This is a genomic window from Bradyrhizobium lablabi (genome assembly GCF_900141755.1).
Taxonomy (GTDB): Bacteria; Pseudomonadota; Alphaproteobacteria; order Rhizobiales; family Xanthobacteraceae; genus Bradyrhizobium; species Bradyrhizobium lablabi_A.
This window is the reverse complement of record NZ_LT670844.1, coordinates 1,463,536-1,477,621: the sequence shown is the minus strand read 5'-3', so window position 1 is coordinate 1,477,621 and position 14,086 is coordinate 1,463,536. Positions and strand designations below refer to the sequence as shown.

Genomic DNA, 14,086 nt, shown 5'->3' with positions numbered 1-14,086 from the left:
AGCGGGCGCAATCGCTTAACATTCAACTTTCGGAGTGCCTATGGCGGAACTAAAAACCGACGTTCTCGTCCTGGGCGCGGGCATGGTCGGCGTCGGCGCTGCCCTGCACCTGCAGCAGCGGGGACGGGACGTCATCCTGGTCGACAAGCACGAACTCGCCGGCGAAGAGACGAGCTTCGGCAATGCCGGATTGATCGAGTGCGGCTCGGTATTCCCTTACATGTTTCCGCGGGCGCTTAAGGATATCCTCCGGCACGCGACGAACCGCGCGCCGCAAGTGCGCTACCAGTTTTCCGATTTGCCTTCCTTCCTGCCCTGGCTGGTGCGTTACTATCTCGCCTCCGCGCCGGACCGGGCGCTTCGCGGTGCGCTGGCGGTGATGCCGCTGATCCGCCGCAGCCTGATCGAGCATGAGGCGCTGATCGCCGAAGCCGGGGTGCCGGAGCTGTTGCGGCGGAGCGGCTGGATCAAGATGTTTCGTCACGATGCGACGCTTGCCAATGCGGTGCGGGAATTCCAGCGGGCCAGGCAATACGGGGTTCAAGGCGATATTCTCGACCACAAGGCGATTATCGAGCGCGAGCCGCATCTTGCCGGCGAATTTGCCGGCGCCATCCATTTCACCGAGCCCGGATTCGTGCTCGATCCCGGCGGGCTGGCGAAAGCCTATGCCGCGCTGTTCCAGCGCAAGGGCGGACGCTTTGTGGTCGGCGATGCGAAGACGCTCGAACAGGATGCCGGCGGGCGATGGCAGGTCGCGACGTCCGACGGCAAGGTTAGTGCGCGCGAGGCCGTGGTGGCGCTCGGACCGTGGTCCGATCTGGTGTTCGGCCGGCTCGGCTATTCGATCCCGCTCAACGTCAAGCGCGGCTACCATCTGCATCTTAAGCCACGCGGCAATGCGGTGCTCAATCATCCGGTGCTCGACTCGGATCTCGGCTATGCGTTGGCGCCGATGAACCGCGGCATTCGGCTCGCCACCGGGGTCGAGTTCGCCCGCCGCGACGCGCCGCCGACGCCGATCCAGCTGGAGCGGGCGCTGCCGCGGGCGCACGCGCTGTTTCCCTTAGGCGAGGCGGTCGACGCAAAACCCTGGAAGGGCGCGCGGCCGTGCCTGCCCGACATGCTGCCGGTGATCGGCCGGGCGCCGCGCCATGCCGGGCTGTGGTTCGATTTCGGACACCATCATCACGGCCTGACGCTGGGCCCGGTGACCGGGCGGCTGCTTGCGGAAATGATGACCGGCGAGACGCCATTCGCCGACCCGAACCCGTTTGCGGTCGAGCGTTTCGGTTGACCATATCCGCCGAATGGCGGCGCGGGCCAGCGCCTCCTCCGGTCAGATCGCTTGCTTCGCATGGCCTGTCGTGACGATACTATGACCGGCCGTCAAATCAGGAGCCGGAGATGAAGATAAACGTCGAAATAGATTGCACGCCTCTCGAAGCCCGGCAATTCATGGGACTTCCGGATGTGCAGCCGATGCAGACCGCCGTGATGGAAAATCTCCAGAAACAGATGATGAGCAATATCGAAAAGGTCTCGCCGGAGGCGCTGATACAGAGCTGGTTCACCTTCGATCCGAAAATCGCCGAGCGGTTCCAGGACATGTTCGTAACCATGGCGGGGCTGGGCGGTTCGCGCGACAGAAAATCCGGCGACAAGAAATAATGGCGCCGCTTGACGGAGGCGAGAAGAAGGAGACCGAGCGGCTTCGTCCGCCCGGCCTCGCGCTGCTGCTGGCCGAAGCAAGGGGGATCTTCGAATTCAACGCCAGCGTATTTTTTTCGCCGCTCTTGATGCGCGCGCCGAGGGGCGATGGTCATCCGGTGCTGACGTTACCCGGGTTCCTCGCCAGCGATCTGTCGATGGCGCCGATGCGGCGATATCTGAAGGAGCTCGGATACGACAGCTACGCCTGGAAGATGGGCCGCAACATCGGCGGCTTTTCGCGCATGCGCGCTGCGCTGCGGGAGAGGCTTGCCGAGATTCATTCTTCGACCGGCCGCAAGGTCAGCATCGTCGGATGGAGTCTCGGCGGCATCTATGCGCGCGACCTGGCGCTGCAGGAACCTTCCATGGTGCGCTATGTCGTGACGCTGGGAAGCCCGTTTGCCAACGACGTGCGGGCGACCAACGCGACGCGGCTCTACGAGGCGCTGTCAGGGGAAGTGGTCGAGGAAAATTCCGCGCTTCGGCTCGCGATCGCCGGCGATCTGCCGGTTCCAACGACGTCGATCCACTCGCGCACCGACGGCGTCGTGAATTGGAAAACCTGCCTGCTGCGGCCCTCCGAAACGGCGGAAAACATTGAGGTGCACCTTGCGAGCCATGTCGGGCTCGGTGTCAATCCGGCCGCTTTGTGGGCGGTGGCGGATCGTTTGGCCCAGGCGGAGGGCGAATTCAGGCAATTTGACCGATCCGGGCCCTTTGCCATTGCATATGCACCTCCGGAAAATGCACAATCATGACCAAAGTCCCCGAACGGGGACGGCCTGATCATTAAGAAGTGCCAGCAAGGCGCCGCGTGATCTCTTCGGGAGGAAAAAACATGGGTGACGCCAAGAAGCTGTCGTCGATGGACGCGTCGTTTCTGTATCTGGAGACGCCGGAAATGCCGATGCATGTCGGGAGCATGGCGATCTTCCGCCTGCCTGGGGATTACCAGGGCTCCTTCTTCGAGGAGTTCAAGGCGATGATCGCCTCGCGGCTGCACGTCGCGCCGATCCTCAAAGCCCGCTTGGAAAAAGCGCCGCTCGACATCGATCATCCTTCCTGGGTCGAGGACGACCAGTTCGATATCGACCGCCACATTTTTCGCGGCAGCCTGCCGGCGCCGTACGATCGCGCCACACTTGAGCGCATCGTCGGCTGGATGCACGCCAAACTTCTCAATCGCGCCCGTCCGCTGTGGGAATTCTACGTGTTCGAGGGCATGAAGGACAATGAGATCGGGCTTTACTCCAAGATGCATCACGCCTGCATCGACGGCGGCGCAGGCGCCGCGCTGACCAACATGATCTACGATGTCACGCCGATCCCAAGGAAAATCGAACCGCAGACGGCGCGGGCCAAGGTCGGGCAGGAGCCGCGCGACATCGCCGCCAATCTCGTCGATTCCTATCAGCTGCTCTGGACCCAGCCGTTCGATGCCTCGGCCGCCGCCAAGGGCATCGACCTGCCGCGCTCCGGAAAAAGCGATCTCGGTTCGATCCTGTTCGACAACGCCATGTTCCAGATCGAAAGTGCGGTGAAGTTTGCCGGCAACATCCCGACGATGTTCAAGAGCGTCTCCGAGATGGTTGGCAAGATCACGGATCCGAAATCGCGCGACAGCCTCGCCAGCATGGTGTCGCCCTCGACCATCCTCAACAAATCGATCTCCTCAGAACGCAGCTTTGCCGGAGTGTCGATCCCGCTGTCGCGGGCCAAGGCAGTGGCGAAAGCGGCCGGCGGCAAGCTCAACGACGTGGTGCTGGCGATTTCGAGCGGCGTGGTCCGGCGCTATCTGAAGGAGCAGGGCGCGCTGCCGACCAAATCGATGACCGCCGCGGTGCCGATCTCGCTGCGCGAAGAGGGCAATACCGACGCCAACAACCAGGTGTTCGGCATGATCTGCTCGATTGCGTCCAACATCGAGGATCCCAAGGCGCGGCTCGAGGCGATCATCGCGCAGTCGTCAAAATCCAAGGAGATGTCGCATCCCTTGCGGGCCCTGATGCCGCAGATATCAAACGTGTCGATGCTGGGCGCGCCGATCCTGGTGCAAATTCTCGCGCTGCTTTATAGCCGCTCGAATCTCTCCGACGTGCTGCCGCCGGCCGCGAATATCACGGTGTCCAACGTGCCGGGGCCGCGCCAGACGCTGTATGCGGCGGGGGCGGAATTGCTGCACATCTTTCCGGTGTCGATCTCGACCCATGGGCTCGCGCTCAATATCACCGTGCAGAGCTATCGCGATCAGCTCGATTTCGGTTTTATCTCGGGCGCCAACATCATTCCGCATGTGCAGGTGCTCTGCGACATGCTGCCGGATGAGTTCGCCGCGCTTGAGGCCGCGTTCGCGCCGCCGGCCGCCGATCTCAAGAGTGTGGCGAGCTAGAACTCGGTCCGCGAACTAAAAGTGGAGTCGACCATGATTGAAATGCCGCCGCTGCAATTCGCCGAGACCAATGGCATTCGCATGGGCTATTACGAGGCCGGCCCGAAAACCGACACGCCGCCGGTCATCCTCTGCCATGGCTGGCCGGAAATCGCGTTTTCGTGGCGGCACCAGATCAAGGCTCTCAGCGAAGCCGGCGTTCGGGTGATCGCACCCGATCAGCGCGGCTACGGGGCGACCGACCGGCCCGAACCGGTCGAGGACTACGACATCGAGCATCTGACCGGCGATCTCGTTGGCCTGCTCGACCATCTCAAGATCGATAAAGCGATCTTCGTCGGCCACGACTGGGGCGGCTTTGTCGTCTGGCAGATGCCGCTGCGGCATATCGACCGCGTCGCCGGCGTGGTCGGCATCAACACCCCGCATACCAACCGCGCCTGGGCCGATCCGATCGAATTGCTGCGCAAGCGGTTCGGCGAGCACATGTACATCGTGCAGTTCCAGGATCCCGCGCATAGCGTCGACAAGATATTCAACGGCCGGGTCGAGCAGACCTTTGACGCCTTCATGCGGAAACCGGTCCCGCAGGCCGAGTCGACACCGGCGGAGGAGCCGGTCGCAGGCGTCGGCGCCTCGCCGAGGTTAAACCTCGCGTTTCCGCAGATGATTGCGAACTACGACGCCAGGCACGATCCGCGCACGCCGATCCTTTCGCCGGAAGAGAAGAAAATCTTCGTCGATACCTTCACAAAATCCGGATTTACCGGCGGCATCAACTGGTACCGCAACATGTCGCGCAACTGGCGGCGCGCGGAGGGCCTCGATCATACCGTGCGGGTGCCATCGCTGATGATCATGGCCGAGAACGATCGCGTGCTGCCGCCGTCCGCGGCCGACGGCATGGAGAAACTGATCCCCGATCTGGAAAAATATCTGGTGCGCAACAGCGGCCACTGGACCCAGCAGGAAAAGCCGGACGAGGTCAGCGGCAAGCTGATCGAATGGCGCAGAAAGCGGTTCGGCTAAGGTGCTGCGTCGTCGTTGCGAGCGAATCGATCCTAGCCGTCATTCCGGGGCGATGCGAAGCATCGAACTACGATGTGCAATTGCACATCGGAGAATCTCGAGATTCCGGGTCTGGTCCTTCAGACCGTCCCGGAATGACGAAGAGTGGATTGCTTCGTCGCAAGGGCTCCTCGCAATGACGGGTTGATGAGGCAGGAGACAATTTCGCAATGGCGTCGACCAACCGACTGAGTCCGATCCCGCAGCCGCCGACAAAACCTGTCGTCGGCAACATGCTGTCGCTGGACTCGAGCGCGCCGGTGCAAAACCTGGCCCGGCTGGCGAAAGAGCTGGGCCCGATCTTCTGGCTCGACATGATGGGCGCGCCGCTGGTCATCGTCTCCGGCCACGATCTCGTCGACGAGCTCTCTGATGAAAAGCGCTTCGACAAGGCCGTGCGGGGCCCATTGCGCCGGGTCCGCGCGGTCGGCGGCGACGGCCTGTTCACCGCCGACACTTCAGAGCCGAACTGGAGCAAGGCGCATAACACCCTGCTGCAGCCGTTCGGCAACCGCGCCATGCAGTCCTATCACCCGAGCATGGTCGATATCGCCGAGCAATTGGTGAAGAAATGGGAGCGGCTCAACGCCGACGACGAGATCGACGTCGTCCACGACATGACCGCGCTGACGCTCGACACCATCGGGCTCTGCGGTTTCGACTACCGTTTCAATTCGTTCTACCGGCGCGATTATCACCCCTTCGTCGCCTCGCTGGTGCGCTCGCTCGAAACCATCATGATGATCCGCGGGCTTCCGTTGGAAAATTGGTGGATGCAGAAACGGCGGCGCGATCTCGCCGCCGACGTCGAGTTCATGAACAAGATGGTCGACGAGATCGTCGCCGAGCGCCGCAAGAACGCGGACGCCGCGGAAGGCAAGAAGGACATGCTCGCCGCCATGATGACCGGTGTCGACCGTTCAACCGGCGAGCAGCTCGACGACGTCAACATCCGCTACCAGATCAACACGTTCCTGATCGCAGGGCACGAGACCACCAGCGGGCTATTGTCCTGCACGCTCTATGCGCTTCTAAAACATCCCGACATTCTCAGGAAAGCCTACGAGGAGGTCGACCGGGTGCTCGGGCCCGATCTCGGGGCAAGACCGACCTACCAGCAGGTGACGCAACTCACCTACATCACCCAGATTTTGAAAGAGGCGTTGCGGCTGTGGCCGCCGGCGCCGGCCTATGGCATCGCGCCGCTCAAGGACGAGACCATCGGCGGAAAATACAAGCTCAAGAAGAACACGTTTATCACGGTGCTGGTGCTGGCGCTGCATCGTGACCCCAGCGTGTGGGGGCCCAATCCCGACGCGTTCGATCCGGAAAATTTCAGCAAGGAGGCGGAAGCCAAGCGTCCGGTCAACGCCTGGAAGCCGTTCGGCAACGGCCAGCGTGCCTGCATCGGCCGCGGCTTCGCGATGCATGAGGCGGCGCTTGCGATCGGCATGATCCTGCAGCGTTTCAGGCTGATCGACGTTAATCGCTATCAGATGCATCTGAAGGAAACGCTGACCATCAAGCCTGATGGATTCAAGATCAAGGTGCGTCCGCGCACCGACAAGGAACGCGGCGCTTATGCCGGCCGCAGTACGACGACGGCGGCTGCATCCACCGGCGCCGCGGCGCCGCGGGCGCGGACGCGGCCGGGCCACAACACCCCGCTGCTGGTGCTCTACGGATCGAACCTCGGCACCGCGGAAGAGCTTGCAACCCGCGTCGCCGATCTCGCCGAGGTCAACGGCTTTGCCACAAAACTCGCGGCGCTGGATGACTATGTCGGCAAGTTGCCGGAGCAGGGCGGCGTGCTGATCTTCTGCGCGTCATATAACGGCGCGCCGCCGGACAACGCCACGCAATTTGTCAGATGGCTCACCGGCGATATGCCGAAGGATGCCTTTGCAAAACTGCGCTATGTCGTGTTCGGCTGCGGCAACAGCGATTGGGCCGCGACCTATCAGTCGATCCCGCGCCTGATCGACGAGCAACTGGCCGCGCATGGCGGGCGCAGCGTCTATGCGCGGGGCGAGGGCGACGCCCGCAGCGATCTCGACGGACAATTCGAGGAGTGGTTTGCCAAGGCCGCCCCTCAGGCGGTGAAGGGGTTCGGCGTCGACACGAATTTTACCCGCAGCGCCAACGACGAGCCGCTTTACAGAATCGAGCCGGTCGCGCCATCCGCCGTCAACGCCATCGTCGCGCTCGGCGGCGTCTCGCCGATGAAAGTCCTGGTCAACAGCGAATTGCAGAGCAAGGCGGGCGCCAACGCTTCCGATCGCTCGACCCGGCATATCGAGGTGCAATTGCCGCCTGATGTCACTTACCGGGTCGGCGACCATCTGAGCGTGGTGCCGCGCAACGATCCGGCGCTGGTGGATTCCGTGGCACGCCGCTTCGGATTTCTGCCGGCCGATCAGATCAGGCTTCAGCTCGCCGAAGGCCGCCGCGCGCAATTGCCGGTCGGCGACGCGGTGTCGGTCGGGCGCCTATTGTCGGAGTTCGTCGAACTGCAGCAGGTCGCGACCCGCAAGCAGATCCAGATCATGTCGGAGCACACGCGCTGCCCCATGACACAACCGAAACTGTTGGCCTATGTCGGCGACGACGTCGCCTCGAGCGAGCTCTATCGCTCAGACATTCTTTCAAAACGTAAGTCGGTGTTCGATCTTCTGGAGGAACATCCGGCCTGCGAATTGCCGTTCCATGCCTATCTGGAAATGCTGTCGCTGTTGGCGCCGCGCTATTACTCAATCTCGTCCTCGCCGTCGGGCGATCCCTCGCGCTGCAGCGTCACCGTCGCCGTGGTCGAGGGCCCCGCCAGTTCCGGCCGCGGCATCTACAAGGGCATCTGCTCGAACTATCTCGCCGGCCGCAGGGCAAGCGAGACCATCCACGCGACGTTGCGCGAAACCAAGGCCGGCTTCCGCCTGCCCGACGATCCCGCGGCGCCGATCATCATGATCGGCCCCGGCACGGGCCTCGCGCCGTTCCGCGGTTTTCTGCAGGAGCGCGCCGCGATGAAGGCAGATGGCAAAAACCTTGGACCTGCGATGCTGTTCTTCGGCTGCCGTCATCCCGATCAGGATTTTCTCTATGCGGACGAATTGAAAGCGTTTGCGTTTGACGGCATCACCGAATTGCACACCGCGTTCTCGCGCGGCGAGGGTCCGAAGACCTATGTGCAGGACCTGGTCAAGGCGCAAAAGGGCCGGGTCTGGAGCCTGATCGACAACGGCGCGATCATCTATGTCTGTGGCGACGGCGGCAAGATGGAGCCGGACGTCAAGGCAGCGCTGGTTGCGATCTATCGCGAACGCAAGGGCGCGGATGCGGATGCGGGCCACCGCTGGATCGAAGATATGGGTACGCAAAATCGCTACGTGCTGGACGTTTGGGCGGGCGGATAGCGCTATCGCTCAACGAGTCGTCCCCGCGAAGGCGGGGACCCATAACCACGACCGGCTGTTGTCATACACAGCCGTGGCCCCAGCTTTTTGCAACACTAACTTTTGGGGTTATGGGTCCCGGCTCAAGGCCGGGACGACGGATACTTTTTCTGCGTCGTTCACGCCGCCTTCGCCGCCGCGCCATGCGCATGCTTATCGATCGCGTCGATGATCTGCGGCCACATCGGGATCGGCAGCGCGTGGCCCATGCCTTCGATCATCAATAGCTTCGCGCCGGGAATCGATGCCGCGGTGTCCTTGCCGCCTTCGGGGCGCACCAGGGGATCGACGGTGCCGTGAATGACCAGTGTCGGCGCTTTGACCGATGCCAGCCGTTCCTTGCGGCTGCCGGAGGCGAGGATGGCGCGGACCTGCCGCCCGACGCCGGCGGGATTAAGTCCGCGCTCAAAGGTGCGTTCGGCGCGGGAGCGATCGAGCGCTTCGTCTTGCGGAAAGCTGCCGACCCGCAGCACCTTCCAGGTCTGCGCGAAGCGCGCGATGTATTCGTCGTGCGTGGCCGGCGGCGGCGCCATCAGCACCGCGGCCGCCTCGCGGGTCGGCGGCGGTACTTTTGGATTGCCTGTTGTCGACATGATCGAAGTCAGCGAACGAACACGTTCGGGAAACGAGATCGCGACCTCCTGGGCGATCATGCCGCCCATCGAGGCGCCGACCAGATGCGCCGACTTTATGCCGAGCACATCCATCAATCCCGTCACATCCTTCGCCATGTCGAGCAGTCTGTAGGGCGCGGCAACTGGAATCTTCAGGAACCGCAGTTTTAACAGTTCCAGCGGGGTCAGGCGCTTGCCGCCACTTAGCTTGCTGGACTTGCCGATGTCGCGATTGTCGAAGCGGATCACGCGAAACCCGCGCGCGGCGAGTTGTGCGCAGAAGTCGTCGTCCCAATGGATCATCTGGGCCCCTAACCCCATGATCAGCAGCAACGGTTCTGCGTGGGCGTCGCCGAAAATCTCGTAACAAATATCGATGCCGTTGGCGCGGGCGAGCTGCGGCGGCTGATGGGCTGACGAATTCACCTGACTATTCCCTTGGCTGGTCCCTCGGACGGTATTGCCATGAGGACTCTATGGCATGGTTTTTCGCGCCGCAGAAGGTTTTTGGGGCCCGACAAATCGAGGCCTGCGAGGTTGACCGCCCTTCCGCAACGGTGTGGTATGGCCAAAAACAGGCGGAGCCAAAACCGCCGTCACCACGCTGGAGGACGCCATGGCAGACAAGGGCAATGATCCCGTCGCGATCTGGCAAACCATGATCGGCGAGATGGAGAAGGGGTTCAACGCGTTTGCCAATAAAGCGATGGAATCGCCGCAATTCAGCAAGGCGATGAATCAGGTCGGCGGGGTTTCGGCGGGCGCGCAAAAGCAGCTCGGCGAGATGATGGAGAAATACCTCCTGACCATGAATATGCCGAGCCGGGCGCAGATGGTCTCTATGGCTGAGCGGCTGCAATCGATCGAAGGGCAATTGAACGAGATCAAGGCGCTCCTGCACCAGGTCCACGGCAATGTCGCGGGGCCTGAGGGCGGCGCGCCAAAGCCGCCGCGCACCAAGCGGCCGCCGTCTGCGGGCGGAGAGCAAAAATGAGCGCCGCCGCGGGCCTGGATTTTGCCGGCCTCGATCTCGCCTCGATCCCGGACCGGATCCAGACCGAGGTGCAGCGCGCGATCCAGCGCAGCATCAAGGGCGTCGAATATTTTTCTTCATCCGGCCCGTCGCTGGGCTCAACTCCGAAGGACATCTTGAGTGTCCGCGGCACGATGAATCTCTATCACTACCGGCCGATGTCAGACGAAATCTACCGCGTGCCGATCCTGATCGTGATGGCGACCACCAACCGCGGCTATATCCTCGACCTGGTGCCCGGCCAGAGCTTTATCGAGTTTCTCCTAAAGCGCGGCTACGACGTCTACATGCTGGACTGGTCCGCGCCAAAGCCCGAGGAGAAGCGCTTGGCGATGGAGGACTACGTCCTCGACTTCATCCCGGATTGCGTCCGCAAGGTGCAAGCGGATTCCGGCGAGACCGACGTCACCGTGATCGGCTATTGTTTCGGCGGCGTGCTGTCATTGCTCTACGGCTCGATCTTCAGCGACGGGCCGATGAAGAACCTGATCTGCTTCACCACGCCGATCGATTTCCGCGAGATGAAGCTGTTCCAGAATTTCTCGGATCGGCGCTATTTCGACGTCGACCATCTGGTCGACAGCGTCGGCAATGTGCCGCCGGAAATGATCCTGTCGTCGTTCGAGATGTTGCGGCCGGCCTCGCGCGCGGCTGGTCAAGTGCAGCTCTGGGAAAACATCTGGAACGACGAATTCGTCAAATCGTACCGGATGTTCGACCGCTGGGCGACCGACACGCTGCCGCTGGCCGGCGAATATTTTCGAAATATCACCAAGGACCTGATGTGGGACAACAAGCTCTACAACGGCGCCATGTCGGTCGGCGGACGCGCGGCTGATATCTCGCAAATCAAAGTGCCGATCCTGCATGCGGTCGCCGAGCACGATCACATCGTGCCCTATGAGGCGGCCCGGCATTTGATCCCGAAGGTCGGCTCGGCCGACAAGGAAGAGGTGATGCTCAAGGGCGGTCACGTCAGCCTCGTCGCCGGCGCCAACGCCATCAAGCGGCTGTGGCCGAAACTGGACTCCTGGTTAGCTGGAAGATCGACATGACCGAAACCCGTTCCTATCCGCGCCACACCAAAACCGATGCCGGCGACATCGAATTCCGCCTGATGTCGCGCATCGACGAAGCCGCCGTGCTCGATTTCGCGCAAAAACTTCCGACCCATGATTTGCTGTTCCTGCCGCGCAACATCAGCCAGCCGAAAGTGCTCTCGGCCTGGATCAACGAGATCGAGCGCGGCGCGATCACGAGCCTCCTCGCGGTGAAGGCCGGCAAGGTGGTGGGCTGCGGCACGCTGGTGCGCGATCCGCATTCCTGGTCGCCGCATGTCGGCGAAATACGGATGGTGGTTTCGCAGGATGTCCGCGGGCAGGGCGTCGGCCGGGCGCTGTCGCAGGAAACCTTTGCGCTGGCGTTGGGCGCTGGCCTTGAAAAACTGTCGGTACAGATGACGGTCGACCAGCAGGCGGCGATCGCCTTATTCGAAAGCCTCGGCTTCAGGGCCGAGGCGCTGTTGCGCGACCATGTCCGGGACGTCGACGGCCGGACCCACGACATCGTCGTGCTCGGGCACAATGTGGCGCAGGTCCAGGCAAAGATGGAGGCCTATGGGCTGCCGGGGGCCGTTGCGCACTAGCCGAGCCAGAAAATCCGCCGGTTCCACAGGCAATTCGCCCAATATTAAGGCCAATCACTAATTCGTGATATCGCAGCGCAACATCAATATTGCGCCGCACCATTAACTATGGCACAAGGATGTCGCCCCGGGCCAATCCGGACGGGGTGAGCCCATAGCTCAAACCTGAGGATGGAGAGACCCACATGACCACCGAAACCGAAACCAATTCCGTGCTGAACACCGTCAAGGAAGCCTTCGCGCCCGTCACCGACGCGTTCAAGAACCTCCAGAACCTGGAAGTTCCGGAAGCCGCCCGTGAGTTCGTGAAGAAGACCGCCGGTACCGCCAAAGAGCGCGCCGCCGACCTTCATGCCGGTTCGGAGAAGGTGACCGCCGCGATCGAAACCGCAGTTACCGGTTCGGTCTCCGAGGCCGCCAAGATCAGCCGCAACATCCAGGACGCGATCTATCAGGACGCGGAAGCGTTCTTCGCCGGCATCGACAAGCTGGCCTCCGCCAAGTCGTTCAACGAGGCGGTGCAGATCCAGTCCGACATGCTGCGTTCGCGCGGCGAAGTGTTCGTGTCGCGGGCAAAGGCCTCGACCGAATATCTCGGCAAGCTCGTCGCCGACGGTGCCAAGACCGCCCAGGACAATTTCGCCAAGGTCTACAACAAGACCGCCTGATACGGTTTGGATTAGTTGCTAATTCCAAGGCCCGCTTCGTGCGGGCCTTCTTTTTTTGCGCCCATCCGCATAGATCAGCTCAGACCCTTATGGTGAGGAGGCGCACTTGCGCCGTCTCGAACCATGAGGCCCGGCCTTCATCCTTCGAGACGCGGCCAAGAGGCCGCTCCTCAGGATGAGGGTCTTGGTTCATCCGAAAGCCGCCATGACGCTCCCCGCCACCTTTTCCTTCGACGCGCCCGGCGATGCCGCGCGGGCGGCGGAGTTGCGGCGGGTCAAGGCGCTGGCGACGTTGGTGCTGGCGGGCACGCTGTTGCTGTTCGTGACCGCAAAACTGCTGCTGCCGGTGCATCCCATCTTCGGCTTCGTCGCGGCGTTCGCGGAAGCCGCCACCATCGGCGGCCTCGCCGACTGGTATGCGGTGGTGGCGCTGTTCAAGCGGCCGCTGGGACTGCCCATTCCGCATACCGCGATCATCCAGAGCAACCAGCACCGCATCGCCGACAAGCTCGGCGAATTCATCGAGGTGCATTTTCTGGAAGCCGCACCCGTCGAGGCAAAACTGCGCCAGATCGATTTTGCCACTTTCATTGCCGAGTGGCTGCGTGACCGCAAGCGCTCTACTGATCTTGCCCGCTTTGTGCTGCGGCTATTGCCGGAGGCGGTGACGGCAACGGAAACTTCGGGCCTGATGACGTTCATCACGCGACGGATCACCACCCAATTGCAATCGATCGATCTGGCGCCGCTCGCCGCCGGCACGCTGCGGGCGTTCGTGAAAGAAGGCCGGCATCAGGGCCTGCTCGACGACATCCTGCGCGCGGTTCATGAAACGCTGACAAGACCGGAAACCATGGCGATGGTCCGCGCCAAAATTCGCGGCGAGTTGCCGACGCTGCTAAAACTCTATCGCGCCGACAAATATCTGGTGAACAAGATCGTCGCATCCGCGACCGCGTTCTTCGAGGAGGTGCGCAGCGATCAAAAACATCCATTCCGCGGCGAGTTCGACCAGATGGTGCTGTCGTTGGTGGACCGGCTCGGAAGCGATCCGAGCTATGCCGATCGCATCGACGGATTGAAGCGCGATTTTTTGGCGCGCCCCGAGCTTGCTGAGCTTGCGCGCACCATCTGGTCGAACGCGCGAACTTTTATTGAGCGTAGCGCCAGCGGCGAGAGTCAGGTGCTGCAGCATCACCTTGCCAAAATGTTCATGGAAGCAGGCGAAGCGCTCGCAAGCGACGGCGCGCTGCGCGCCGAGATCAACCAGGGTTTTGTTGCCGTGCTCCGAAGTTTCATCGCCGATCAGAAGAGCGGCGTCTCGAGCTTCATCTCCGATCAGGTAAAAGCCTGGGACATGGGGCAGTTGCTTCAGCTGATCGAAATCAACATCGGCAAAGACCTGCAATACATCCGCTTCAATGGTTCGCTGATCGGCGGCCTCGCCGGCCTTACCCTCTACACCGTGGAATTGCTGGTGCGATGGCTGTGACTAATTCGTCACTCA

The 14,086-nt window shown here is 62.2% G+C and carries 12 protein-coding genes; 11 read left to right on the top strand and 1 reads right to left on the bottom strand.

Annotated elements, in window-relative coordinates:
• The first annotated feature begins 40 nt into the window (after positions 1-40).
• The 6 genes from B5526_RS07050 to B5526_RS07025 all read left to right on the top strand — a co-directional run bounded on the left by B5526_RS07050 (position 41) and on the right by B5526_RS07025 (position 8,580).
• Entirely contained in the window at positions 41-1,297 is a 1,257-nt protein-coding gene (locus B5526_RS07050; RefSeq protein ID WP_079537563.1) for an NAD(P)/FAD-dependent oxidoreductase, read from the top strand.
• Between the two features lie 110 nt (positions 1,298-1,407).
• The gene (locus tag B5526_RS07045; RefSeq protein ID WP_079537562.1) at positions 1,408-1,671 is read left to right on the top strand and encodes a DUF6489 family protein; all 264 of its coding nucleotides are present in this window, start codon (positions 1,408-1,410) and stop codon (positions 1,669-1,671) included.
• Entirely contained in the window at positions 1,671-2,471 is an 801-nt protein-coding gene (locus B5526_RS07040; protein WP_079537561.1) for an esterase/lipase family protein, read from the top strand. The genes B5526_RS07045 and B5526_RS07040 overlap by 1 nt, the downstream gene beginning before the upstream one ends.
• An 80-nt stretch (positions 2,472-2,551) precedes the next feature.
• Entirely contained in the window at positions 2,552-4,102 is a 1,551-nt protein-coding gene (locus B5526_RS07035) for a wax ester/triacylglycerol synthase family O-acyltransferase (RefSeq protein ID WP_079537560.1), read from the top strand.
• 33 nt (positions 4,103-4,135) lie between these two features.
• Entirely contained in the window at positions 4,136-5,131 is a 996-nt protein-coding gene (locus B5526_RS07030) for an alpha/beta fold hydrolase (protein WP_079537559.1), read from the top strand.
• Between the two features lie 209 nt (positions 5,132-5,340).
• Positions 5,341-8,580 (top strand): bifunctional cytochrome P450/NADPH--P450 reductase, encoded by a 3,240-nt coding sequence (locus B5526_RS07025; RefSeq protein WP_079537558.1) that lies wholly within the window; start codon positions 5,341-5,343, stop codon positions 8,578-8,580.
• 158 nt (positions 8,581-8,738) lie between these two features.
• Here B5526_RS07025 and B5526_RS07020 read toward each other — a convergent pair whose 3' ends face one another.
• A complete protein-coding gene (locus B5526_RS07020) occupies positions 8,739-9,659 on the bottom strand; it encodes an alpha/beta fold hydrolase (RefSeq protein WP_079537557.1) in 921 nt (306 codons plus the stop codon).
• Positions 9,660-9,849: 190 nt separating this feature from the next.
• Here B5526_RS07020 and B5526_RS07015 point away from each other — a divergent pair, with 190 nt between their 5' ends.
• The 5 genes from B5526_RS07015 (at position 9,850) to B5526_RS06995 (ending at position 14,071) form a co-directional block, all read left to right on the top strand.
• Positions 9,850-10,227, top strand: a complete 378-nt coding sequence (locus tag B5526_RS07015; protein ID WP_079544758.1) for a hypothetical protein — start codon at positions 9,850-9,852, stop codon at positions 10,225-10,227.
• Positions 10,224-11,321, top strand: a complete 1,098-nt coding sequence (locus B5526_RS07010) for an alpha/beta fold hydrolase (protein WP_079537556.1) — start codon at positions 10,224-10,226, stop codon at positions 11,319-11,321. The genes B5526_RS07015 and B5526_RS07010 overlap by 4 nt, the downstream gene beginning before the upstream one ends.
• Complete coding sequence (locus B5526_RS07005) at positions 11,318-11,911, top strand: GNAT family N-acetyltransferase (RefSeq protein WP_079537555.1); 594 nt, start codon at positions 11,318-11,320, stop codon at positions 11,909-11,911. The genes B5526_RS07010 and B5526_RS07005 overlap by 4 nt, the downstream gene beginning before the upstream one ends.
• A 185-nt stretch (positions 11,912-12,096) precedes the next feature.
• Positions 12,097-12,579, top strand: a complete 483-nt coding sequence (locus tag B5526_RS07000; protein WP_079537554.1) for a phasin — start codon at positions 12,097-12,099, stop codon at positions 12,577-12,579.
• A gap of 205 nt (positions 12,580-12,784) precedes the next feature.
• On the top strand, positions 12,785-14,071 hold the full coding sequence (locus tag B5526_RS06995; protein WP_079544757.1) for a DUF445 domain-containing protein: 1,287 nt from the start codon (positions 12,785-12,787) through the stop codon (positions 14,069-14,071).
• The last annotated feature ends 15 nt before the right edge of the window (positions 14,072-14,086 follow it).

Bases quoted from the DNA above. Each gene is read 5' to 3' on its own strand.
- B5526_RS07050 (WP_079537563.1), top strand. From the start codon at position 41: ATGGCGGAACTAAAAACCGACGTTCTCGTCCTGGGCGCGGGCATGGTC.
- B5526_RS07045 (WP_079537562.1), top strand. From the start codon at position 1,408: ATGAAGATAAACGTCGAAATAGATTGCACGCCTCTCGAAGCCCGGCAA.
- B5526_RS07040 (WP_079537561.1), top strand. From the start codon at position 1,671: ATGGCGCCGCTTGACGGAGGCGAGAAGAAGGAGACCGAGCGGCTTCGT.
- B5526_RS07035 (WP_079537560.1), top strand. From the start codon at position 2,552: ATGGGTGACGCCAAGAAGCTGTCGTCGATGGACGCGTCGTTTCTGTAT.
- B5526_RS07030 (WP_079537559.1), top strand. From the start codon at position 4,136: ATGATTGAAATGCCGCCGCTGCAATTCGCCGAGACCAATGGCATTCGC.
- B5526_RS07025 (WP_079537558.1), top strand. From the start codon at position 5,341: ATGGCGTCGACCAACCGACTGAGTCCGATCCCGCAGCCGCCGACAAAA.
- B5526_RS07015 (WP_079544758.1), top strand. From the start codon at position 9,850: ATGGCAGACAAGGGCAATGATCCCGTCGCGATCTGGCAAACCATGATC.
- B5526_RS07010 (WP_079537556.1), top strand. From the start codon at position 10,224: ATGAGCGCCGCCGCGGGCCTGGATTTTGCCGGCCTCGATCTCGCCTCG.
- B5526_RS07005 (WP_079537555.1), top strand. From the start codon at position 11,318: ATGACCGAAACCCGTTCCTATCCGCGCCACACCAAAACCGATGCCGGC.
- B5526_RS07000 (WP_079537554.1), top strand. From the start codon at position 12,097: ATGACCACCGAAACCGAAACCAATTCCGTGCTGAACACCGTCAAGGAA.
- B5526_RS06995 (WP_079544757.1), top strand. From the start codon at position 12,785: ATGACGCTCCCCGCCACCTTTTCCTTCGACGCGCCCGGCGATGCCGCG.